At 49.6% G+C, this 24,029-nt stretch carries 18 protein-coding genes, 1 tRNA gene and 2 other RNA genes; 13 read left to right on the forward strand and 8 right to left on the reverse strand.

Annotation, left to right across the window (positions count from 1 at the left end; genetic code table 11):
- Positions 1–35: 35 nt before the first annotated feature.
- From narK to narI, 5 genes are all read left to right on the forward strand, one after another.
- Entirely contained in the window at positions 36–1,427 is a 1,392-nt protein-coding gene (gene narK, locus FQZ95_RS14005) for a nitrate transporter NarK (RefSeq protein ID WP_000019836.1), read from the forward strand.
- Between the two features lie 392 nt (positions 1,428–1,819).
- Positions 1,820–5,563, forward strand: coding sequence for a nitrate reductase subunit alpha (locus tag FQZ95_RS14010; RefSeq protein ID WP_160530316.1), 3,744 nt, complete (start codon positions 1,820–1,822; stop codon positions 5,561–5,563).
- Positions 5,560–7,098, forward strand: coding sequence for a nitrate reductase subunit beta (gene narH / locus FQZ95_RS14015; protein WP_000702650.1), 1,539 nt, complete (start codon positions 5,560–5,562; stop codon positions 7,096–7,098). Before FQZ95_RS14010 ends, narH begins: the two co-directional genes overlap by 4 nt.
- Entirely contained in the window at positions 7,095–7,805 is a 711-nt protein-coding gene (narJ, locus tag FQZ95_RS14020; RefSeq protein WP_160530317.1) for a nitrate reductase molybdenum cofactor assembly chaperone, read from the forward strand. Before narH ends, narJ begins: the two co-directional genes overlap by 4 nt.
- Positions 7,805–8,482 (forward strand): respiratory nitrate reductase subunit gamma, encoded by a 678-nt coding sequence (gene narI / locus FQZ95_RS14025; RefSeq protein WP_001160110.1) that lies wholly within the window; start codon positions 7,805–7,807, stop codon positions 8,480–8,482. Before narJ ends, narI begins: the two co-directional genes overlap by 1 nt.
- Positions 8,483–8,666: 184 nt before the next feature.
- Here narI and FQZ95_RS14030 read toward each other — a convergent pair.
- The 5 genes from FQZ95_RS14030 to FQZ95_RS14050 form a co-directional block, all read right to left on the reverse strand.
- Positions 8,667–8,798, reverse strand: a non-coding RNA gene (locus tag FQZ95_RS14030) — RtT sRNA.
- 46 nt (positions 8,799–8,844) lie between these two features.
- Positions 8,845–8,976: non-coding RNA, RtT sRNA (locus FQZ95_RS14035), on the reverse strand.
- A 46-nt stretch (positions 8,977–9,022) separates the two neighbouring features.
- Positions 9,023–9,107 (reverse strand) — tRNA-Tyr (locus tag FQZ95_RS14040).
- A 160-nt stretch (positions 9,108–9,267) separates the two neighbouring features.
- Positions 9,268–10,110 carry a formyltetrahydrofolate deformylase gene (purU, locus tag FQZ95_RS14045; RefSeq protein ID WP_000555849.1) on the reverse strand — a complete coding sequence of 281 codons (843 nt, stop codon included), beginning with the start codon at positions 10,108–10,110 and terminating at the stop codon, positions 9,268–9,270.
- Positions 10,111–10,159: 49 nt separating this feature from the next.
- Complete coding sequence (locus FQZ95_RS14050; protein ID WP_001602321.1) at positions 10,160–10,618, reverse strand: YchJ family protein; 459 nt, start codon at positions 10,616–10,618, stop codon at positions 10,160–10,162.
- A 112-nt stretch (positions 10,619–10,730) separates the two neighbouring features.
- Here FQZ95_RS14050 and rssA point away from each other — a divergent pair, with 112 nt between their 5' ends.
- The 3 genes from rssA to galU all read left to right on the forward strand — a co-directional run bounded on the left by rssA (position 10,731) and on the right by galU (position 13,851).
- Positions 10,731–11,636 carry a patatin-like phospholipase RssA gene (gene rssA / locus FQZ95_RS14055; RefSeq protein WP_001226476.1) on the forward strand — a complete coding sequence of 302 codons (906 nt, stop codon included), beginning with the start codon at positions 10,731–10,733 and terminating at the stop codon, positions 11,634–11,636.
- A 91-nt stretch (positions 11,637–11,727) separates the two neighbouring features.
- Positions 11,728–12,741 (forward strand): two-component system response regulator RssB, encoded by a 1,014-nt coding sequence (rssB, locus tag FQZ95_RS14060; protein WP_000193447.1) that lies wholly within the window; start codon positions 11,728–11,730, stop codon positions 12,739–12,741.
- A 201-nt stretch (positions 12,742–12,942) separates the two neighbouring features.
- Positions 12,943–13,851, forward strand: coding sequence for a UTP--glucose-1-phosphate uridylyltransferase GalU (galU, locus tag FQZ95_RS14065; RefSeq protein ID WP_000718995.1), 909 nt, complete (start codon positions 12,943–12,945; stop codon positions 13,849–13,851).
- A 143-nt stretch (positions 13,852–13,994) separates the two neighbouring features.
- Here galU and hns read toward each other — a convergent pair whose 3' ends face one another.
- Positions 13,995–14,408 (reverse strand): histone-like nucleoid-structuring protein H-NS, encoded by a 414-nt coding sequence (hns, locus tag FQZ95_RS14070; protein WP_001287378.1) that lies wholly within the window; start codon positions 14,406–14,408, stop codon positions 13,995–13,997.
- Between the two features lie 603 nt (positions 14,409–15,011).
- Between hns and tdk the strand changes: the two genes are divergently transcribed.
- Positions 15,012–15,629 carry a thymidine kinase gene (tdk, locus tag FQZ95_RS14075; RefSeq protein WP_000068076.1) on the forward strand — a complete coding sequence of 206 codons (618 nt, stop codon included), beginning with the start codon at positions 15,012–15,014 and terminating at the stop codon, positions 15,627–15,629.
- A 302-nt stretch (positions 15,630–15,931) separates the two neighbouring features.
- On the opposite strand, the gene adhE is transcribed toward tdk, so the two are convergent.
- Positions 15,932–18,607 carry a bifunctional acetaldehyde-CoA/alcohol dehydrogenase gene (adhE, locus tag FQZ95_RS14080; protein ID WP_000301643.1) on the reverse strand — a complete coding sequence of 892 codons (2,676 nt, stop codon included), beginning with the start codon at positions 18,605–18,607 and terminating at the stop codon, positions 15,932–15,934.
- Positions 18,608–19,083: 476 nt separating this feature from the next.
- Here adhE and ychE point away from each other — a divergent pair, with 476 nt between their 5' ends.
- Entirely contained in the window at positions 19,084–19,731 is a 648-nt protein-coding gene (ychE, locus tag FQZ95_RS14085; protein WP_000616773.1) for an NAAT family transporter YchE, read from the forward strand.
- A gap of 156 nt (positions 19,732–19,887) precedes the next feature.
- Here ychE and FQZ95_RS14090 read toward each other — a convergent pair whose 3' ends face one another.
- Entirely contained in the window at positions 19,888–20,049 is a 162-nt protein-coding gene (locus tag FQZ95_RS14090; RefSeq protein WP_000021855.1) for a hypothetical protein, read from the reverse strand.
- A 417-nt stretch (positions 20,050–20,466) separates the two neighbouring features.
- On the opposite strand from FQZ95_RS14090, the gene oppA reads away from it, so the two are divergent.
- From oppA to oppC, 3 genes are all read left to right on the forward strand, one after another.
- Positions 20,467–22,098, forward strand: a complete 1,632-nt coding sequence (gene oppA, locus FQZ95_RS14095; protein WP_001317786.1) for an oligopeptide ABC transporter substrate-binding protein OppA — start codon at positions 20,467–20,469, stop codon at positions 22,096–22,098.
- Positions 22,099–22,183: 85 nt separating this feature from the next.
- Positions 22,184–23,104, forward strand: coding sequence for an oligopeptide ABC transporter permease OppB (oppB, locus tag FQZ95_RS14100; protein ID WP_160530318.1), 921 nt, complete (start codon positions 22,184–22,186; stop codon positions 23,102–23,104).
- Between the two features lie 14 nt (positions 23,105–23,118).
- Positions 23,119–24,027 carry an oligopeptide ABC transporter permease OppC gene (gene oppC, locus FQZ95_RS14105; protein ID WP_000979659.1) on the forward strand — a complete coding sequence of 303 codons (909 nt, stop codon included), beginning with the start codon at positions 23,119–23,121 and terminating at the stop codon, positions 24,025–24,027.
- Positions 24,028–24,029 lie beyond the last annotated feature (2 nt).

Raw genomic sequence — 24,029 nt, forward strand, 5'->3', positions numbered from 1 at the left:
GGTGGCAGACATCGAAACGAGTATCAGAGGTGTCTATGAGTCACTCATCCGCCCCCGAAAGGGCTACTGGAGCTGTCATTACAGATTGGCGACCGGAAGATCCTGCGTTCTGGCAACAACGCGGTCAACGTATTGCCAGCCGCAACCTGTGGATTTCCGTTCCCTGTCTGCTGCTGGCGTTTTGCGTATGGATGTTATTCAGTGCTGTTGCGGTGAACTTACCGAAAGTCGGTTTTAATTTTACGACCGATCAGCTATTTATGTTGACGGCGCTGCCATCGGTTTCTGGCGCGTTGTTACGTGTTCCATACTCCTTTATGGTTCCTATCTTCGGTGGTCGTCGCTGGACGGCGTTCAGCACCGGTATTCTGATTATTCCTTGCGTCTGGCTGGGTTTTGCCGTGCAGGATACCTCCACGCCTTATAGCGTCTTCATCATCATCTCTCTGCTGTGCGGCTTTGCTGGCGCGAACTTCGCATCCAGTATGGCAAACATCAGCTTCTTCTTTCCGAAACAGAAGCAGGGTGGCGCGCTGGGTCTGAATGGTGGTCTGGGCAACATGGGCGTCAGCGTCATGCAGTTGGTTGCTCCGCTGGTGGTATCACTGTCGATTTTCGCAGTATTTGGTAGCCAGGGTGTCAAACAGCCGGATGGGACTGAGCTGTATCTGGCGAATGCGTCCTGGGTATGGGTGCCGTTCCTTGCCATCTTCACCATTGCGGCGTGGTTTGGCATGAACGATCTTGCTACCTCGAAAGCCTCCATCAAGGAGCAGTTGCCGGTACTCAAACGGGGTCATCTGTGGATTATGAGCCTGCTGTATCTGGCAACCTTCGGCTCCTTCATCGGCTTCTCCGCGGGCTTTGCGATGCTGTCAAAAACGCAGTTCCCGGATGTTCAGATTCTGCAATACGCTTTCTTCGGGCCGTTTATTGGTGCGCTGGCGCGTTCTGCAGGTGGTGCATTATCTGACCGTCTGGGCGGAACTCGTGTCACACTGGTGAACTTTATCCTGATGGCGATTTTCAGTGGCCTGCTGTTCCTGACCTTACCGACTGACGGACAGGGCGGAAGCTTCATGGCGTTCTTCGCAGTCTTCCTGGCGCTGTTCCTGACCGCTGGGCTGGGTAGTGGTTCCACTTTCCAGATGATTTCCGTGATCTTCCGTAAACTGACAATGGATCGCGTGAAAGCAGAAGGGGGTTCTGACGAACGTGCGATGCGTGAAGCGGCAACCGACACGGCGGCGGCGCTGGGTTTCATCTCTGCGATTGGCGCGATTGGTGGCTTCTTTATCCCGAAAGCGTTCGGTAGCTCGCTGGCATTAACGGGTTCGCCAGTCGGCGCAATGAAAGTATTTTTGATTTTCTATATCGCCTGCGTAGTGATTACCTGGGCGGTATATGGTCGGCATTCTAAAAAATAAATCTTAATATTTGATTATCCTTTGCGCGGCATGATGTCGCGCTTTTTTTATGCATCATTTAGTTACAACATACTAATGTTATATGGCTTATTTTGCCGGATTTCATTAAGAGCCATTAATATGTTACCCATGGGGAATACTCCTTAATACCCATCTGCATAAAATTCTTAATAGTTTAAATAACTACAGGTATAAAATGCCTTAATTTACAGTCTTTTATGCTGTAACTGTTAATTATCCTAAAGGGGTATCTTAGGAATTTACTTTATTTTTCATCCCCATCACTCTTGATCGTTATCAATTCCCACGCTGTTTCAGAGCGTTACCTTGCCCTTAAACATTAGCAATGTCGATTTATCAGAGAGCCGACAGGCTCCCACAGGAGAAAACCGATGAGTAAATTCCTGGACCGGTTTCGCTACTTCAAACAGAAGGGCGAAACCTTTGCCGATGGGCATGGCCAGCTTCTCAATACCAACCGTGACTGGGAGGATGGATATCGCCAGCGTTGGCAGCATGACAAAATCGTCCGCTCTACCCATGGGGTAAACTGCACCGGCTCCTGCAGCTGGAAAATCTACGTTAAAAACGGTCTGGTGACTTGGGAAACCCAGCAGACTGACTATCCGCGTACTCGCCCGGATCTGCCAAACCATGAACCTCGCGGCTGCCCGCGCGGTGCCAGCTACTCCTGGTATCTCTATAGCGCCAACCGTCTGAAATATCCGATGATGCGCAAACGCCTGATGAAAATGTGGCGTGAAGCGAAGGCGCAGCATAGCGATCCGGTTGAGGCATGGGCTTCTATCATTGAAGACGCCGATAAAGCGAAAAGCTTTAAACAAGCGCGTGGACGTGGTGGTTTTGTTCGTTCTTCCTGGCAGGAAGTGAACGAACTGATCGCCGCCTCTAACGTTTACACCATCAAAAACTACGGCCCGGACCGCGTCGCTGGCTTCTCGCCAATTCCGGCAATGTCGATGGTTTCTTACGCATCGGGTGCTCGCTATCTTTCGCTGATTGGCGGTACTTGCTTAAGCTTCTACGACTGGTACTGCGACCTGCCTCCTGCATCTCCACAAACCTGGGGTGAGCAGACTGACGTACCGGAATCCGCTGACTGGTACAACTCCAGCTACATCATCGCCTGGGGCTCTAACGTGCCGCAGACGCGTACCCCGGATGCTCACTTCTTTACTGAAGTGCGCTACAAAGGCACCAAAACCGTTGCCGTCACGCCGGACTACGCTGAAATCGCCAAACTGTGCGATCTGTGGCTGGCACCGAAGCAGGGCACCGACGCAGCAATGGCGCTGGCGATGGGCCACGTGATGCTGCGTGAATTCCACCTCGACAACCCAAGCCAGTATTTCACCGACTATGTGCGTCGTTATACCGACATGCCAATGCTGGTGATGCTGGAAGAGCGCGACGGTTACTACGCTGCGGGTCGTATGCTGCGCGCTGCTGATCTGGTGGATGCGCTGGGCCAGGAAAACAATCCGGAATGGAAAACAGTCGCCTTTAATACCAATGGCGAAATGGTTGCGCCGAACGGTTCTATTGGCTTCCGCTGGGGCGAGAAGGGCAAATGGAATCTGGAGCAGCGCGACGGCAAAACTGGCGAAGAAACCGAGCTGCAACTGAGCCTGCTGGGTAGCCAGGATGAGATCGCTGAAGTGGGCTTCCCATACTTTGGTGGCGACGGCACGGAACACTTCAACAAAGTGGAACTGGAAAACGTGCTGCTGCACAAGCTGCCGGTGAAACGCTTGCAACTGGCTGATGGCAGCACCGCACTGGTGACCACCGTTTATGATCTGACGCTGGCAAACTATGGTCTGGAACGTGGCCTGAACGACGTTAACTGTGCAACCAGCTATGACGATGTGAAAGCTTACACCCCTGCGTGGGCCGAGCAGATTACCGGCGTTTCTCGCAGCCAGATTATTCGCATCGCCCGTGAATTTGCCGATAACGCTGACAAGACGCACGGTCGTTCGATGATTATCGTCGGTGCGGGGCTGAACCACTGGTATCACCTCGATATGAACTATCGTGGTCTGATCAACATGCTGATTTTCTGCGGCTGTGTAGGTCAGAGCGGTGGCGGCTGGGCGCACTATGTAGGTCAGGAAAAACTGCGTCCGCAAACCGGCTGGCAGCCGCTGGCGTTTGCTCTTGACTGGCAGCGTCCGGCGCGTCACATGAACAGCACCTCTTATTTCTATAACCACTCCAGCCAGTGGCGTTATGAAACCGTGACCGCAGAAGAGTTGTTGTCGCCGATGGCGGATAAATCCCGTTATACCGGACATCTGATCGACTTTAACGTCCGTGCAGAACGTATGGGCTGGCTGCCGTCTGCGCCGCAGTTAGGCACTAACCCGCTAACTATCGCTAGCGAAGCGGAAAAAGCGGGCATGAATCCGGTGGATTACACCGTGAAATCCCTGAAAGAGGGTTCTATCCGTTTTGCGGCAGAACAACCAGAAAACGGTAAAAACCACCCGCGTAACCTGTTCATCTGGCGTTCTAACCTGCTCGGTTCTTCCGGTAAAGGTCATGAGTTTATGCTCAAGTACCTGCTGGGGACGGAGCACGGTATCCAGGGTAAAGACCTGGGTCAGCAGGGCGGCGTGAAGCCGGAAGAAGTGGACTGGCAGGACAACGGCCTGGAAGGCAAGCTGGATCTGGTGGTGACGCTGGACTTCCGTCTGTCGAGCACCTGTCTCTATTCCGACATCATTTTGCCGACGGCGACCTGGTACGAAAAAGACGACATGAATACTTCGGATATGCATCCGTTTATTCACCCGCTGTCTGCGGCGGTCGATCCGGCCTGGGAAGCGAAAAGCGACTGGGAAATCTACAAAGCCATCGCGAAGAAATTCTCCGAAGTGTGCGTTGGTCATCTGGGCAAAGAAACCGACATCGTTACGCTGCCGATCCAGCACGACTCTGCCGCTGAACTGGCGCAGCCGCTGGATGTGAAAGACTGGAAAAAAGGCGAATGCGACCTGATCCCAGGTAAAACTGCACCGCACATTATGGTCGTAGAGCGCGATTATCCGGCAACTTACGAACGCTTTACCTCTATCGGTCCGCTGATGGAGAAAATCGGTAACGGCGGTAAAGGGATTGCCTGGAACACCCAGAGCGAGATGGATCTGCTGCGTAAGCTCAACTACACCAAAGCGGAAGGTCCGGCAAAAGGCCAGCCGATGCTGAACACCGCAATTGATGCGGCAGAGATGATCCTGACGCTGGCACCGGAAACCAATGGTCAGGTAGCCGTGAAAGCCTGGGCTGCCCTGAGCGAGTTTACCGGTCGTGACCATACGCATCTGGCGCTGAATAAAGAAGACGAGAAGATCCGCTTTCGTGACATTCAGGCGCAGCCGCGCAAAATCATCTCCAGCCCGACCTGGTCTGGCCTTGAAGATGAACATGTTTCTTACAACGCCGGTTACACCAACGTTCACGAGCTGATCCCGTGGCGTACGCTCTCTGGCCGTCAGCAGCTGTATCAGGATCATCAGTGGATGCGTGATTTCGGTGAAAGCCTGCTGGTTTATCGTCCGCCGATCGACACCCGTTCGGTGAAAGAAGTGATGGGTCAGAAATCTAACGGTAATCCGGAAAAAGCGCTCAACTTCCTGACACCGCACCAGAAATGGGGTATCCACTCCACCTACAGCGACAACCTGCTGATGCTGACTTTAGGTCGCGGTGGTCCGGTAGTCTGGTTGAGTGAAGCCGATGCCAAAGAGCTGGGTATCGCCGATAACGACTGGATTGAAGTCTTCAACAGCAACGGTGCACTGACTGCCCGTGCGGTTGTCAGCCAGCGTGTTCCGGCAGGGATGACCATGATGTACCACGCGCAGGAACGTATCGTTAACCTGCCTGGTTCAGAAATCACCAGTCAGCGCGGCGGTATTCATAACTCGGTCACCCGTATCACGCCGAAACCGACGCATATGATCGGCGGCTATGCCCATCTGGCATACGGCTTTAACTACTACGGCACTGTAGGTTCTAACCGCGATGAATTTGTTGTAGTGCGTAAGATGAAGAACATTGACTGGTTAGATGGCGAAGGCAATGACCAGGTACAGGAGAGCGTAAAATGAAAATTCGTTCACAAGTCGGCATGGTGCTGAATCTGGATAAGTGCATCGGTTGCCACACCTGTTCAGTGACCTGTAAAAACGTCTGGACCAGCCGTGAAGGCGTGGAATACGCGTGGTTCAACAACGTGGAAACCAAGCCGGGCCAGGGCTTCCCGACAGACTGGGAAAACCAGGAGAAATACAAAGGCGGCTGGATCCGTAAAATCAACGGCAAACTGCAACCGCGCATGGGTAACCGCGCCATGCTGCTGGGTAAAATCTTCGCTAACCCGCATCTGCCGGGGATCGACGATTATTACGAGCCGTTCGATTTTGACTATCAGAACCTGCATACCGCGCCGGAAGGCAGCAAATCGCAGCCGATTGCCCGTCCACGTTCGCTGATTACCGGCGAACGGATGGCGAAAATCGAAAAAGGACCGAACTGGGAAGATGACCTGGGCGGCGAGTTTGACAAACTGGCGAAAGACAAGAACTTCGACAACATCCAGAAGGCGATGTATAGCCAGTTCGAAAACACCTTCATGATGTATTTGCCACGCCTGTGCGAACACTGCCTGAACCCGGCATGTGTGGCGACCTGCCCGAGCGGTGCGATTTACAAGCGTGAAGAAGATGGCATCGTCCTGATCGACCAGGACAAATGCCGCGGCTGGCGTATGTGCATCACCGGATGCCCGTACAAAAAAATCTACTTCAACTGGAAGAGCGGTAAGTCTGAGAAGTGCATCTTCTGCTATCCGCGTATTGAAGCGGGTCAGCCGACGGTGTGCTCTGAAACCTGTGTCGGTCGTATCCGTTATCTTGGCGTGCTGTTGTACGATGCCGACGCGATTGAACGTGCGGCCAGCACCGAGAACGAGAAAGATCTCTACCAGCGTCAGCTGGACGTGTTCCTCGATCCGAACGATCCGAAAGTCATCGAGCAGGCGATTAAGGACGGTATTCCGCTGAGCGTTATTGAAGCCGCACAGCAGTCGCCGGTTTATAAAATGGCGATGGAATGGAAACTGGCGCTGCCGCTGCATCCGGAATATCGCACACTGCCGATGGTCTGGTACGTGCCGCCTCTATCGCCGATTCAGTCTGCGGCAGATGCGGGCGAGCTGGGCAGCAACGGTATTTTGCCAGACGTCGAAAGCCTGCGTATCCCGGTACAGTATCTGGCGAATCTGCTGACCGCCGGTGATACCAAACCGGTACTGCGCGCGCTGAAACGTATGCTGGCGATGCGTCATTACAAACGTGCTGAAACCGTTGACGGTAAAGTTGATACCCGTGCGCTGGAAGAGGTCGGTCTGACCGAAGCTCAGGCACAGGAGATGTACCGTTATCTGGCAATTGCCAACTACGAAGATCGCTTTGTGGTGCCGAGCAGTCACCGTGAACTGGCGCGGGAAGCCTTCCCGGAGAAAAATGGCTGTGGCTTTACCTTTGGTGACGGCTGCCACGGTTCAGATACCAAATTCAATCTGTTCAACAGCCGCCGTATCGATGCCATCGACGTGACCAGTAAAACGGAGCCGCACCCATGATCGAACTTGTGATTGTATCGCGTCTCCTTGAATATCCGGATGCTGCCTTATGGCAGCATCAACAAGAGATGTTTGAGGCGATTGCTGCGTCGGAAAATCTGTCGAAAGAGGATGCCCATGCGCTGGGCATTTTCCTGCGCGATTTAACAGCGCTGGATCCGCTGGATGCTCAGGCCCAGTACAGCGAACTGTTCGACCGTGGTCGCGCCACGTCGTTGCTGCTGTTTGAGCATGTTCACGGTGAATCCCGCGATCGCGGCCAGGCAATGGTTGACTTGTTGGCACAGTATGAGCAGCACGGTTTGCAATTGAACAGCCGCGAATTACCGGATCATCTGCCGCTGTATCTGGAGTACCTGGCGCAGTTGCCGCAAAGCGAAGCCGTGGAAGGTTTGAAAGACATCGCGCCGATCCTGGCGTTGCTGAGCGCACGTCTGCAACAGCGTGAAAGCCGTTATGCCGTGCTGTTTGATCTGCTGCTGAAACTGGCGAATACCGCTATCGACAGCGACAAAGTGGCGGAAAAAATTGCCGACGAAGCGCGCGACGATACGCCACAGGCGCTGGATGCTGTCTGGGAAGAAGAGCAGGTTAAGTTCTTTGCTGACAAAGGTTGCGGTGATTCAGCAATCACTGCTCATCAGCGTCGCTTTGCCGGTGCCGTCGCGCCGCACTATCTGAATATCACCACCGGAGGACAGCACTAATGCAATTCCTGAATATGTTCTTCTTTGATATCTACCCGTACATAGCCGGGGCCGTCTTCCTGATTGGTAGCTGGCTGCGCTATGACTACGGGCAGTACACCTGGCGCGCGGCATCCAGCCAGATGCTGGATCGCAAAGGGATGAACCTGGCGTCGAACCTGTTCCATATCGGTATTCTGGGGATTTTTGTCGGCCACTTCTTCGGTATGCTGACGCCGCACTGGATGTATGAAGCCTGGCTGCCGATTGAAGTGAAACAGAAAATGGCGATGTTTGCTGGGGGTGCCAGCGGCGTGCTGTGTCTGATTGGCGGCGTGCTGTTGCTAAAACGCCGCCTGTTCAGCCCGCGCGTGCGTGCAACGACTACCGGAGCGGACATCCTGATCCTGTCGCTGCTCGTTATCCAGTGCGCACTGGGCCTGCTGACTATTCCATTCTCCGCCCAGCATATGGACGGTAGCGAGATGATGAAACTGGTTGGCTGGGCGCAGTCGGTGGTGACCTTCCATGGTGGCGCTTCTCAACATCTTGATGGTGTGGCGTTTATCTTCCGTCTGCACCTGGTGCTGGGGATGACGTTATTCCTGCTGTTCCCGTTCTCGCGTCTGGTGCACATCTGGAGCGTACCGGTGGAGTATCTGACACGGAAATATCAGTTGGTGCGTGCTCGCCACTAAGTGAATTTTAGTTCACACAGACCCTGCTTCGGCGGGGTTTTTTTATGGGTACGGTGCGGGGTGAGTTGTCGGATGCGCTTCGCTTATCCGACCTACAGGGGAGGATATTGTAGGTCCGGTAAACCGTGGTGCCATCGGGCAAAATTAGCTCGGAGTAACAGGTTTTGATTATTTCAGGAAGCGATGGTGGTGGGGGAAGGATTACTCAGCGCTGCGCGCTTCGCCCTTCGGGTCGTTGCCTGCGGCAACGCTCTCTCGCTGGCGCTCGGGTCGAACCTTGGTCGAAGTTTCCCATCCTTCCCCGCATGGGCAGAATATTTAATTGTGGATTTGTTGGGGATTTCAGGAACTTTTGAAAGTGATGGTGGTGGGGGAAGGATTACTCAGCGCTGCGCGCTTCGCCCTACGGGTCGTTGCCTGCGGCAACGCTCTCTCGCTGGCGCTCGAGTCGAACCTTAGTCGAAGCTTCTCATCCTTCCCCGCATGGGCAGAATATTCAGTTACGGATTCGTTGGAGAATACAGGGGTTTTTGAAAGTGATGGTGGTGGGGGAAGGATTCGAACCTTCGAAGTCGATGACGGCAGATTTACAGTCTGCTCCCTTTGGCCGCTCGGGAACCCCACCACGGGGTAATGCTTTTTACTGGCCTGCTCCCTTGTGGGGAAGCGGGGCGCATCATATCAAATGACACGCCGCTGTAAAGGGTTACGTTGAGAAAAATGAACTGGTTGCGTAATTTTCATCCGTAACGGATTAAAGGCAACCAGTTCTATTTTGCTGGCGATTAAAGAATAATCGTCCGGTTACCGTAAACAAATACACGCTGCGCCAGCACTTTGTAAAGCGCGCGGCTTAAGACGTTTTTCTCGACATCACGACCTGCACGCATCATATCTTCAGCCGTGTATGTATGATCGACATGAATAACGTCCTGCATGATGATTGGGCCTTCATCCAGATTGTCATTCACATAGTGAGCGGTTGCACCAATAATCTTCACGCCACGCTCATAGGCCTGGTGATAGGGACGTGCACCGATAAACGCTGGCAGGAATGAATGGTGAATATTGATAATTTTATTCGGGAAGCGTGCTACGAACTCTGGCGTTAATACCCGCATATACTTCGCCAGCACCACGTAGTCAGGCTGATAAGCATCAATGGCATCCGCCATCTTTTGATCGTGCTCGTTGCGACTTAATCCTTCATGACTTACCAGCTCAAACGGAATATCAAAACGCTCAACCAGAGAACGTAAAGTATCGTGGTTACCAATAACTGCCGCGATTTCGACATCCAGGCCGCCGTAATTGGCTTTCATCAACAAATCGCCAAGGCAATGCGCCTCTTTAGTGACCAGAATCACTATCCGGCGACGACCGGCAGGATTCAGCTCACGTACGGAGCCTTCTGGCAATGCGCTGTCGAGATCCGCCAGCAGGGTGGAATCATTAAAAATTCCTTCCAGTTCCGTGCGCATAAAAAAGCGCCCGGTACGGTGATCAACAAATTCATTGTTCTGCACGATATTTAACTCGTGCTTGTAGCAAATATTAGTAATACGGGCGATCAGACCTTTTTGGTCCGGACAAATAGTACGCAGAACTTTACGTTGGAGTGAATGCATTGCTGGAAAAACCTTGTTGAGAGTGTTTGCTTAACCGTACCGTCAACCATTATTGGCCGCAGCACTTTTTAAATTTTTTACCTGAACCACAAGGGCAGGGATCGTTGCGGCCAAACTGCGGACGTGTACCGTCAATATAGTACCATTGACCGTTTTCTTTCAAAAATCGCGAACGTTCAATTATTGCACCTGTTTTGCCACCTTCGGTAAATCGAGCAACAAAACTGACAAATCCGATATTGTCGCCGTCCTGCCAACAATGTTCAAATACGGTCAATCCCAACCATTCAGTATGCGCAAATCCGGCAATCAATTCGGCACGTAACGCCGCCGCTCCACAAGATGGATGCCAGGTCTTTATTAAATAATCTGCGTCTTGCATCACAAAAGCGCAGTAACGCGAACGCATGAGATGTTCTGGATCAGGTGCAACCTTTTCACCAGACACATAAGGGTGGCAACATAGGCTATACTCGACAGCACTACCACAGGGACAAAGCTGAGACACAAATAATCTCCCTGGAAACAATAACGGCGTATTAACCGCCTGAGTAGCACTATGTTAACCGAGCAGTAGCGATGTTGCTACGATTGCATTCCAGGGGAATCTTGCGGGAATAATGAGAAAGATAAAAATAGGGCTGGCGCTGGGATCTGGCGCGGCGAGAGGTTGGTCGCATATTGGCGTTATTAATGCGCTAAAAAAAGTGGGTATTGAAATTGATATCGTTGCAGGATGCTCAATTGGTTCGCTGGTGGGCGCGGCCTATGCATGCGATCGATTATCTGCGCTGGAAGATTGGGTAACCTCTTTCAGTTATTGGGATGTTTTACGCCTGATGGATCTCTCCTGGCAGCGCGGTGGGTTACTGCGCGGCGAGCGTGTCTTCAATCAATATCGCGAAATAATGCCGGAAACAGAGATCGAAAATTGTTCCCGTCGCTTCGCGGCTGTTGCCACCAATTTAAGTACTGGGCGCGAATTATGGTTTACTGAAGGCGATCTCCATCTTGCTATTCGTGCATCATGCAGTATTCCAGGACTAATGGCACCCGTTGCGCATAACGGCTACTGGCTGGTTGATGGGGCAGTAGTTAACCCAATTCCTATTTCGCTCACGCGTGCATTGGGTGCTGATATTGTGATAGCGGTCGACCTGCAGCACGATGCTCATTTGATGCAACAAGATCTGCTCTCCTTTAATGTCAGTGAAGAAAATAGCGAGAATGGTGATTCTCTGCCGTGGCATGCGCGTCTGAAAGAAAGGTTGGGCAGCATAACGACACGTCGGGCGGTGACAGCGCCAACGGCAACAGAGATTATGACCACTTCTATCCAGGTGCTGGAGAACCGCCTTAAAAGGAACCGCATGGCAGGTGATCCGCCCGATATTCTGATTCAACCTGTTTGCCCGCAAATATCTACGCTTGATTTCCATCGCGCGCACGCTGCCATTGCGGCTGGGCAGCTGGCAGTGGAAAAGAAAATGGACGAACTTTTGCCGTTGGTACGCACCAACATTTGACCAGAATTTTTATCTACACTTAAGTTAATTCTGACAGGCGCAGGTGGCAATAGCATGCCACTATTGAGTAAAGCCAGTCAGGGGAGAGAACATGACGCAGCCATTGGTCGGAAAACAGATTCTCATTGTTGAAGATGAGCAGGTATTTCGCTCGCTTCTGGATTCGTGGTTTTCCTCATTGGGAGCGACAACGGTACTGGCGGCTGATGGGGTGGATGCCCTTGAGTTGCTGGGAGGTTTCACTCCAGACCTGATGATATGTGATATCGCGATGCCACGAATGAACGGGCTTAAACTGCTGGAACATATACGCAACAGAGGTGACCAGACACCGGTTCTGGTGATATCTGCCACTGAAAATATGGCAGATATTGCCAAAGCGTTACGTCTGGGCGTTGAAGATGTTTTGCTGAAACCAGTTAAAGATCTGAATCGCTTGCGCGAGATGGTTTTTGCCTGTCTCTATCCCAGCATGTTTAATTCCCGCGTTGAGGAAGAGGAGAGGCTTTTTCGCGACTGGGATGCAATGGTTGATAACCCTGCCGCAGCGGCGAAATTATTACAGGAATTGCAACCGCCGGTTCAGCAGGTGATTTCCCATTGCCGGGTTAATTATCGTCAATTGGTTGCCGCGGACAAACCCGGCCTGGTGCTTGATATTGCCGCACTTTCGGAAAACGATCTTGCATTTTATTGCCTTGATGTCACCAGAGCTGGACATAATGGCGTACTTGCTGCCTTGTTATTACGCGCATTGTTTAACGGATTATTACAGGAACAGCTTGCACATCAAAATCAACGGTTGCCAGAGTTGGGCGCGTTATTGAAGCAGGTAAACCATTTACTCCGTCAGGCCAATCTGCCGGGGCAGTTTCCGCTATTAGTTGGCTATTATCATCGCGAACTGAAAAATCTCATTCTGGTTTCTGCGGGTCTGAATGCGACGTTAAATACTGGCGAACACCAGGTGCAAATCAGTAATGGTGTTCCGTTAGGCACTTTAGGTAACGCTTATTTGAATCAATTGAGCCAGCGATGCGATGCCTGGCAATGCCAAATATGGGGAACCGGTGGTCGGCTTCGCTTGATGTTGTCTGCAGAATGAGCAAACGATAACGCGGGCTAAATTTGCATTACCTGCTAATGTCGGCTGGTGGTACTATCGTCGCCATTCGTATAAGTAATTGTCTTAATTATGCTAACTCGCCTCCTTTTCAGAACTTAGCCCCTTCGGGGTGCTGATATACTGGGATGCGATACAGAAATATGAACACGTTCAAAACACGAACAGTCCAGGAGAATTTAAATGGCTGCCATTAATACGAAAGTCAAAAAAGCCGTTATCCCCGTTGCGGGATTAGGAACCAGGATGTTGCCGGCGACGAAAGCCATCCCGAAAGAGATGCTGCCACTTGTCGATAAGCCATTAATTCAATACGTCGTGAATGAATGTATTGCGGCTGGCATTACTGAAATTGTGCTGGTTACTCACTCATCTAAAAACTCTATTGAAAACCACTTTGATACCAGTTTTGAACTGGAAGCAATGCTGGAAAAACGTGTAAAACGTCAACTTCTTGATGAAGTGCAGTCTATTTGTCCGCCGCACGTGACTATTATGCAAGTTCGTCAGGGGCTGGCGAAAGGCCTGGGACACGCGGTATTGTGTGCTCACCCGGTAGTGGGTGATGAACCTGTGGCTGTTATTTTGCCTGACGTTATTCTGGATGAATATGAATCCGATTTGTCACAGGATAACCTGGCAGAGATGATCCGCCGCTTTGATGAAACGGGTCATAGCCAGATCATGGTTGAACCGGTTGCTGATGTGACCGCATATGGCGTTGTGGATTGCAAAGGCGTTGAATTAGCGCCGGGTGAAAGCGTACCGATGGTTGGCGTGGTTGAAAAACCAAAAGCGGATGTTGCGCCGTCTAATCTCGCTATTGTGGGTCGTTACGTTCTTAGCGCGGATATTTGGCCGTTGCTGGCAAAAACCCCTCCGGGTGCTGGTGATGAAATTCAGCTCACCGACGCAATTGATATGCTGATCGAAAAAGAAACGGTGGAAGCCTATCATATGAAAGGGAAGAGCCATGACTGCGGTAATAAATTAGGTTACATGCAGGCCTTCGTTGAATACGGTATTCGTCATAACACCCTTGGCACGGAATTTAAAGCCTGGCTTGAAGAAGAGATGGGCATTAAGAAGTAACTTCCGTATCGGTGTTATCCACGAAACGGCGTTGAGCAATCGACGCCGTTTTTTTATAGCTTATTCTTATTAAATTGTCTTAAACCGGACAATAAAAAATCCCGCCAATGGCGGGATTTTAAGCAAGTGTCATCTACAAAAGATTATTGCTTGATCAGGAAATCGTCGAGGGATTTACCTTGCTCATCCATTGCTTTTTTGATTACAGCTGGAGTACGACCCTGGCCAGTCCAGGTTTTAGTTTCGCCGTTTTCGTCAACGTAGCTGTATTTTGCCGGACGCTGAGCGCGTTTAGCTTTGGTGCCAGATTTAACGGCAGCAAGGCTATTCAGCAGTTCGTTCGGGTCAATACCGTCAGCGATCAGCATTTCGCGATATTGTTGCAGTTTACGAGTGCGCTCTTCAACTTCAGCAGCAGCCGCGCTTTCTTCTTCGCGACGTTCGTTAACAACAACTTCTAATTTTTCCAGCATTTCTTCCAGCGTTTCAAGTGTACATTCTCTTGCCTGCGCACGAAGAGTACGGATGTTGTTCAGAATTTTAAGTGCTTCGCTCATTGTAGTAATCTCAAACTTATATTGGGGTGGTTTGTTGAGGTAATAATAGAGCCTTAAATTCAGTTGTGCAATAGCCAGGAATGTAAGGAATTCAAAATTGTTCTTTATTTTGTGCCGCCAATAAATATCTTTTCATAAAATTAGCCAGAAAAGACGCGGCATATAGCCCTATTTGCGCCGATGATTTCGCAGCACGTGAGGTTAAAACTTCCTGATTCATGTCACATTTTATGGGGAGATTATCGTAGGCTGACGACCTTTCAGTCTTCTGTATTAGTCGTGTTTACGAGAATTCCCTATTAAGCGAATGATGAAAAGTAGAACAGTCGCAATAAGAGCAGGGACTTAGTATTGCACTATCTCCAGGAGGTCAACAGAGGGCTATTACTTGCGCAACAGGTTAAAGATTGTGAATAGTTACCAGCAGTCATTTACCCGCTTATAACAAGCGAGGCAGTTGTAATGATAGCTCAGAAGGATTATGCAAGGCTTCGTAAGGGAGAACGCATATACCACTTCTATGCATACTGTTGAGCTGAAAAACTGACGAATTATGATAAACTCCAGCCAACTTTAATTCATATCATTGAGGGCCTGTGGCTGATGGCACAGCTATATTTCTACTATTCCGCAATGAATGCGGGTAAGTCTACAGCATTGTTGCAATCTTCATACAATTACCAGGAACGCGGCATGCGCACTGTCGTATATACGGCAGAAATTGATGATCGCTTTGGTGCCGGGAAAGTCAGCTCGCGTATAGGTTTGTCATCGCCTGCAAAATTATTTAACCAAAATTCATCATTATTTGATGAGATTCGTGCGGAACATGAACAGCAGGCAATTCATTGCGTACTGGTTGATGAATGCCAGTTTTTAACCAGACAACAAGTATATGAATTATCGGAGGTTGTAGATCAACTCGATATACCCGTACTTTGTTATGGTTTACGTACCGATTTTCGAGGTGAATTATTTATTGGCAGCCAATACTTACTGGCATGGTCCGACAAACTGGTTGAATTAAAAACCATCTGTTTTTGTGGCCGTAAAGCAAGCATGGTGCTGCGTCTTGATCAAGCAGGCAGACCTTATAACGAAGGTGAGCAGGTGGTTATTGGTGGTAATGAACGCTACGTTTCTGTATGCCGCAAACACTATAAAGAGGCGTTAGAAGTCGGCTCATTAACGGCTATTCAGGAAAGGCATCGCCACGATTAATAAGAATTTCTTTACTGACAGGGTGAGCAGGGCGCTTTTATCCTGTCAGTTCATTTTACGCACTTCATCCGGTGTATATACCCTTCTCGACAGTTCTTTAACGCCACTATACCCCTCACAGATCGCTTTTACAGTGACGTTGACTTGTGACCTGTAAAGTACAATATCGCTGTGTGTAGGCGTTATACATCGCCGTAAATATGATGAAGGCAAATGCTGTCGGTTTATGGGAAAGTTGCTTTGGGTAAAACAAAAAAACGGCCCCAGAAGGGACCGTTTATGTTGCCAGACAGCGCTACTTATTAAGCGGATTTCTTCGCTTTTTTCTCAGCTTTAGCCGGAGCGGCTTCTTTTTTCGCTGCAGTTTCACCTTCTACATAATCACGACCGTAGTAGGTATCCAGCAGAATCTGTTTCAGCTCGGAGATCAGTGGGTAACGCGGGTTAGCGCCGGTGCACTGGTCATCGAATGCATCTTCAGACAGTTTATCCACATTCGCCAGGAAGTCTGCTTCCTGAACGCCAGCTTCACGGATAGATTTCGGAATACCCAGTTCAGCTTTCAGCGTTTCCAGCCATGCCAGCAGTTTCTCGATCTTAGCAGCAGTACGGTCGCCCGGTGCGCTCAGACCCAGGTGGTCAGCAATTTCAGCATAACGACGGCGAGCCTGCGGACGGTCATACTGGCTGAATGCAGTCTGCTTGGTCGGGTTGTCATTCGCGTTGTAGCGAATAACGTTACAAATCAGCAGGGCGTTTGCCAGACCGTGCGGAATATGGAACTGGGAACCCAGTTTGTGCGCCATTGAGTGACATACACCCAGGAAGGCGTTCGCAAACGCGATACCCGCGATAGTTGCTGCACTGTGAACACGTTCACGCGCTACCGGATTTTTAGATCCTTCGTGGTAGGACGCTGGCAGATATTCTTTCAGCAGTTTCAGTGCCTGCAGTGCCTGACCATCAGAGAACTCAGATGCCAGTACAGAAACATAAGCTTCCATGGCGTGAGTTACTGCGTCCAGACCACCGAAAGCACACAGGGACTTCGGCATGTCCATAACCAGGTTGGCATCGACAATCGCCATATCCGGGGTCAGCGCATAGTCTGCCAGCGGATATTTCTGACCAGTAGCGTCGTCAGTTACAACCGCAAACGGAGTGACTTCAGAACCTGTACCAGAAGTGGTGGTGACAGCGATCATTTTCGCTTTCACGCCCATTTTCGGGAACTTGTAGATACGTTTACGGATATCCATAAAGCGCAGCGCCAGTTCTTCGAAGTGAGTTTCCGGATGTTCGTACATGACCCACATGATCTTCGCGGCGTCCATCGGGGAACCACCACCCAGCGCGATAATCACGTCTGGTTTGAAGGAGTTTGCCAGTTCTGCACCTTTACGAACGATGCTCAGGGTCGGGTCAGCTTCTACTTCGAAGAAGACTTCAGTTTCAACGCCTGCTGCTTTCAGTACGGAAGTGATCTGATCAGCATAACCATTGTTGAACAGGAAGCGGTCAGTCACGATGAGCGCACGTTTGTGGCCATCAGTAATCACTTCATCCAGCGCGATTGGCAGAGAGCCACGGCGGAAGTAGATAGATTTCGGAAGTTTGTGCCACAACATGTTTTCAGCTCGCTTAGCAACGGTTTTCTTGTTGATCAGGTGTTTCGGACCAACGTTTTCAGAGATGGAGTTACCACCCCAGGAACCACAACCCAGAGTCAGGGAAGGTGCGAGTTTGAAGTTATACAGGTCACCGATACCACCCTGAGACGCCGGGGTGTTGATCAGAATACGGGCCGTTTTCATTTTCTGACCGAAGTAGGCAACGCGAGCCGGTTGGTTATCCTGGTCAGTGTACAGGCAAGAGGTATGACCGATGCCGCCCATAGCAACCAGTTTCTCTGCTTTTTCTACCGCGTCTTCGAAATCTTTAGCACGGTACATTGCCAGAGTCGGGGACAGTTTTTCATGTGCGAACGGTTCGCTTTCATCAACAACGGTCACTTCACCGATCAGAATCTTGGTATTTTCTGGTACAGAGAAGCCTGCCAGTTCAGCAATTTTATAGGCTGGCTGACCAACGATAGCCGCGTTCAGCGCACCGTTTTTCAGGATAACATCCTGAACAGCTTTCAGCTCTTTACCCTGCAACAGATAGCCGCCGTGGGTTGCGAAACGTTCACGTACTGCGTCATAAACAGAGTCAACAACAACAACAGACTGTTCAGAAGCACAGATTACGCCGTTGTCGAAGGTTTTGGACATCAGTACAGATGCAACTGCACGTTTGATATCAGCAGTTTCATCGATAACAACTGGCGTGTTACCCGCGCCTACGCCGATAGCTGGTTTACCGGAGCTGTATGCGGCTTTAACCATGCCCGGACCACCGGTCGCGAGGATCAGGTTGATGTCTGGGTGGTGCATCAGTGCGTTAGACAGTTCAACCGAAGGTTGATCGATCCAGCCGATCAGATCTTTCGGAGCACCGGCAGCGATAGCAGCCTGCAGAACGATATCAGCTGCTTTGTTGGTTGCATCTTTTGCACGCGGGTGCGGGGAGAAGATAATGGCGTTACGGGTCTTCAGGCTGATCAGCGATTTGAAGATAGCAGTTGAAGTCGGGTTAGTGGTCGGAACGATACCGCAAATAATACCGATTGGTTCAGCGATAGTGATGGTACCAAAAGTGTCGTCTTCAGACAGAACACCACAGGTTTTTTCATCTTTATAGGCGTTGTAGATATATTCAGAAGCAAAGTGGTTTTTGATTACTTTATCTTCGACGATACCCATGCCGGATTCGGCAACGGCCATTTTCGCGAGTGGGATTCGAGCATCTGCAGCTGCCAGGGCGGCGGCGCGGAAGATTTTGTCTACTTGCTCTTGAGTGAAACTGGCATATTCACGCTGGGCTTTTTTTACACGCTCTACGAGTGCGTTAAGTTCAGCGACATTAGTAACAGCCATAATGCTCTCCTGATAATGTTAAACTTTTTTAGTAAATCATCTGCTCGAATACGAGAGTATAGTCAGTGCGGTGATGATTTGCTTAACCGATGAAAATCAAAAGCTTACTCGCGCTCACACTCACTGTGATTTACTAAAAGAGTTTAAACATTAGAGCTATTTATCTCTAATGCGTCACTTCCAGGTGGCGTAAGCAAGATTACTCACTTCTGGGTACTGATTACGTGATCCAAATCAAATTTTTGCGAAGCTGACACCTTTCAGCATCGCTTTTCGCCATTATAGCTAACAGTTAATAAATTGTAGTATGGTTTGTTGGTTACATTAGCATGTTTTGTACAACTAGATAACAATAACGAATGATAGCAATTTTAAGTAGTTAGGAGGTGAAAAATGCGGTTAAAAGGCGTATTGTCAGCGCGTCTTTTTAACCTTTTTATGGCTAACATTATCCGGCTTTTGCTTCGGAGCTAACCGTGATTCAGACCCTTTTTGATTTTCCCGTTTACTTCAAATTTTTCATCGGGTTATTTGCGCTGGTCAACCCGGTTGGGATTATTCCCGTCTTTATCAGCATGACCAGTTATCAGACAGCGGCAGCGCGAAACAAAACGAACCTTACAGCCAACTTGTCTGTGGCCATTATCTTGTGGATCTCGCTTTTTCTCGGCGACACGATTCTACAGCTTTTTGGTATATCAATTGATTCGTTCCGTATCGCCGGTGGCATCCTGGTGGTGACGATTGCGATGTCGATGATCAGCGGCAAGCTCGGCGAGGATAAACAGAACAAGCAAGAAAAATCAGAAACCGCGGTACGTGAAAGCATTGGTGTAGTGCCATTGGCGTTGCCGTTGATGGCGGGGCCAGGGGCGATTAGTTCCACCATCGTCTGGGGTACGCGTTATCACAGTATTAGCTATCTATTTGGTTTCTTTGTGGCTATTGCATTGTTTGCTTTATGCTGCTGGGGATTGTTCCGCATGGCACCGTGGCTGGTACGGGTTTTACGCCAGACCGGCATCAACGTGATTACGCGTATTATGGGGCTATTGCTGATGGCGTTGGGGATTGAATTTATCGTTACTGGTATTAAGGGGATTTTCCCCGGCCTGCTTAATTAATTCCTTTCAAATGAAACGGAGCTGACATGCTCCGTTTTTTCGTCATTATTTTTACTTTGTTCCCGCGCAGTTATCAAAAGCAAAAGGAATAGGTAAGAATATTCCTCTGAAATTACAGTTATTTATAAGGATTTCCTTAACTGCTTCGCCTCACCATCATGTTATTTTCGCCACATCATAATCCTGGGCTTGCTGAAGAATAATTGAAATGATATTAGTAATTCCACTGCCTTTGGTAGAGGAAAGTGCTAAATAATAATCATTTGTTAAATTATTGTGTATTTCACGACTTAATCTATAGCCAGAAAAGATAGACATGCTTAACAGTTCTCTATTTGATTGAATTGAAAGATGTTTGTTAAATCATGGACGCGCGCTGTAGATTCTGACATTGTCAATAAAAGAGAATTGCTTAACAATTTTGCAAAATGTATTGGCGAGTAAGAAGCGCATTTGGTACTTTCCGACCAACCGCCAGGCGATTTTTATTGGTAATGAGAATAATTAACAATTAAAGAGCGTCGCAAAAGAATAATGTGTCTCGACAGGGGAGACACAGTACGAATCGACATAAGGTGATCGTCTGAATCACCAGAATAAATAAAGTCGGTGATAGCAATCCGTAACGATAAAGTAACCTGACAGCAGAAAGTCTCCGAGCCTGTGCAGGGTCCCAATCCGGGATTACACATGCTGGTTAATACCAGTAATTATAATGAGGGAGTCCAAAAAACAATGACCAACATCACCAAGAGAAGTTTAGTAGCAGCTGGCGTTCTGGCTGCGCTTATGGCAGGGAATGTCGCGCTGGCAGCTGATGTACCCGCAGGCGTCACACTGGCGGAAAAACAAACGCTGGTACGTAACAATGGTTCAGAAGTTCAGTCATTAGATCCGCATAAAATTGAAGGTGTTCCGGAGTCTAATATCAGCCGAGACCTGTTTGAAGGCTTACTGGTCAGCGATCTTGACGGTCATCCGGCACCTGGCGTCGCTGAATCCTGGGATAATAAAGACGCGAAAGTCTGGACCTTCCATTTGCGTAAAGATGCGAAATGGTCTGATGGCACACCAGTCACAGCACAAGACTTTGTGTATAGCTGGCAACGTTCTGTTGATCCAAACACCGCTTCTCCGTATGCCAGTTATCTGCAATATGGGCATATCGCCGGTATTGATGAAATTCTTGAAGGGAAAAAACCGATTACCGATCTCGGCGTGAAAGCTATTGATGATCACACATTAGAAGTCACCTTAAGTGAACCTGTTCCGTACTTCTATAAATTACTTGTTCACCCATCAACTTCACCGGTGCCAAAAGCCGCTATCGAGAAATTCGGCGAAAAATGGACCCAGCCTGGTAATATCATCACCAACGGTGCCTATACCTTAAAAGATTGGGTCGTAAACGAACGAATCGTTCTTGAACGCAGCCCAACCTACTGGAACAACGCGAAAACCGTTATTAACCAGGTAACCTATTTGCCTATTGCTTCTGAAGTTACCGATGTCAACCGCTACCGTAGTGGTGAAATCGACATGACTTATAACAACATGCCGATCGAATTGTTCCAGAAGCTGAAAAAAGAGATCCCGGACGAAGTTCACGTTGATCCATACCTGTGCACTTATTATTACGAAATTAACAACCAGAAACCGCCATTCAACGATGTACGTGTGCGTACCGCACTGAAACTGGGTATGGACCGCGATATCATTGTTAATAAAGTGAAAGCGCAGGGCGACATGCCCGCCTATGGTTACACTCCACCGTATACTGATGGCGCAAAATTGACTCAGCCGGAATGGTTTGGCTGGAGCCAGGAAAAACGTAACGAAGAAGCGAAAAAACTGCTGGCTGAAGCGGGTTATACCGCAGACAAACCGTTGACCATCAACCTGTTGTATAACACCTCCGATCTCCATAAAAAGCTGGCGATTGCTGCCTCTTCATTGTGGAAGAAAAACATTGGTGTAAACGTCAAACTGGTTAACCAGGAGTGGAAAACGTTCCTCGACACCCGTCACCAGGGCACTTTTGATGTGGCCCGTGCAGGCTGGTGTGCAGACTACAACGAACCAACTTCCTTCCTGAACACCATGCTGTCGAACAGCTCGATGAATACCGCGCATTATAAGAGCCCGGCCTTTGACAGCATTATGGCGGAAACGCTGAAAGCGACTGACGAGGCGCAGCGCACAGCTCTGTACACTAAAGCAGAACAACAGCTGGATAAGGATTCGGCCATTGTTCCTGTTTATTACTACGTGAATGCGCGTCTGGTGAAACCGTGGGTTGGTGGCTATACCGGCAAAGATCCGCTGGATAATACCTACACCCGGAATATGTACATTGTGAAGCACTAATGGCAATACGTGGGGCAGGAGTGTCCTGCTCCACGGTGTCTGATTTTTATCGCATTACAGAAGGCACAGGCCAGAAGGTAGGGCAATGTTAAAATTTATTCTACGTCGCTGTCTGGAAGCGATTCCGACGCTATTTATTCTTATTACTATTTCGTTCTTCATGATGCGCCTCGCGCCGGGAAGCCCTTTTACCGGCGAACGTACTTTACCGCCAGAAGTGATGGCCAATATCGAAGCGAAATATCATCTTAATGATCCGATCATGACTCAGTATTTCAGTTACCTGAAACAACTGGCGCATGGCGATTTCGGTCCGTCTTTTAAATATAAAGATTATTCGGTCAATGACCTGGTAGCCTCCAGCTTTCCGGTTTCAGCAAAACTGGGAGCCGCTGCATTTTTCCTTGCGGTAGTACTGGGCGTTAGTGCTGGCGTTATTGCTGCATTAAAACAAAACACCAAATGGGACTATACAGTGATGGGGCTGGCAATGACCGGGGTGGTTATCCCCAGTTTTGTGGTTGCGCCATTATTAGTCATGATATTTGCGATCATTTTGCATTGGCTACCGGGCGGTGGCTGGAATGGCGGGACGCTTAAATTCATGATACTGCCAATGGTGGCGTTGTCACTCGCCTATATCGCCAGTATCGCGCGTATTACCCGTGGCTCTATGATTGAGGTTTTACACTCCAACTTTATTCGTACCGCCAGGGCGAAAGGGTTACCTATGCGGCGGATCATTTTACGCCACGCACTAAAACCTGCTCTGTTACCCGTGCTCTCCTATATGGGCCCTGCATTTGTCGGCATTATTACCGGTTCTATGGTCATCGAAACCATTTATGGTTTACCGGGGATTGGGCAATTGTTCGTTAATGGCGCATTGAATCGTGACTATTCCTTAGTGTTAAGTCTGACCATTCTGGTTGGCGCGTTAACCATTTTGTTTAATGCCATTGTCGATGTGCTATATGCGGTTATCGACCCGAAAATCCGTTACTGATACTGGAGCTCGCGATGATGTTAAGTAAGAAAAACAGCGAGACGCTGGAAAATTTCAGTGAAAAGCTGGAGGTCGAAGGGCGCAGCTTGTGGCAGGACGCACGTCGACGTTTTATGCATAACCGTGCGGCGGTTGCCAGTCTGATAGTGCTGGTGCTAATCGCGTTATTTGTAATCCTGGCACCGATGCTTTCGCAGTTTGCCTATGACGATACTGACTGGGCGATGATGTCCAGCGCCCCAGATATGGAGTCCGGTCACTACTTTGGTACTGACTCATCCGGTCGCGACCTGCTTGTGCGTGTTGCGATTGGCGGGCGTATCTCACTCATGGTCGGTGTTGCTGCGGCACTGGTGGCAGTGGTCGTGGGGACACTTTATGGTTCGCTTTCCGGTTATCTGGGCGGTAAAGTGGATTCGGTAATGATGCGTCTGCTGGAAATCCTCAACTCCTTCCCATTCATGTTCTTCGTCATTTTGCTGGTGACCTTTTTCGGTCAAAACATCCTGCTGATTTTCGTGGCGATTGGCATGGTTTCCTGGCTGGATATGGCTCGTATTGTGCGTGGGCAAACCCTGAGTCTGAAGCGTAAAGAGTTTATTGAGGCGGCACAAGTTGGCGGTGTATCGACGCCGGGCATTGTTATTCGCCACATTGTACCGAACGTACTCGGTGTGGTGGTGGTCTACGCATCGCTACTGGTGCCCAGCATGATCCTCTTTGAATCTTTCCTTAGCTTCCTGGGGTTGGGGACGCAAGAGCCGTTAAGCAGCTGGGGCGCATTGCTGAGTGATGGCGCGAACTCGATGGAAGTCTCTCCATGGTTACTGTTGTTCCCAGCGGGATTCCTCGTGGTGACGCTATTTTGTTTCAACTTTATCGGCGATGGCTTGCGTGATGCCCTCGACCCGAAAGATCGTTAAGG

It is taken from the genome of Escherichia sp. HH41S (assembly GCF_009820115.1).
GTDB lineage: Bacteria > Pseudomonadota > Gammaproteobacteria > Enterobacterales > Enterobacteriaceae > Escherichia > Escherichia coli_F.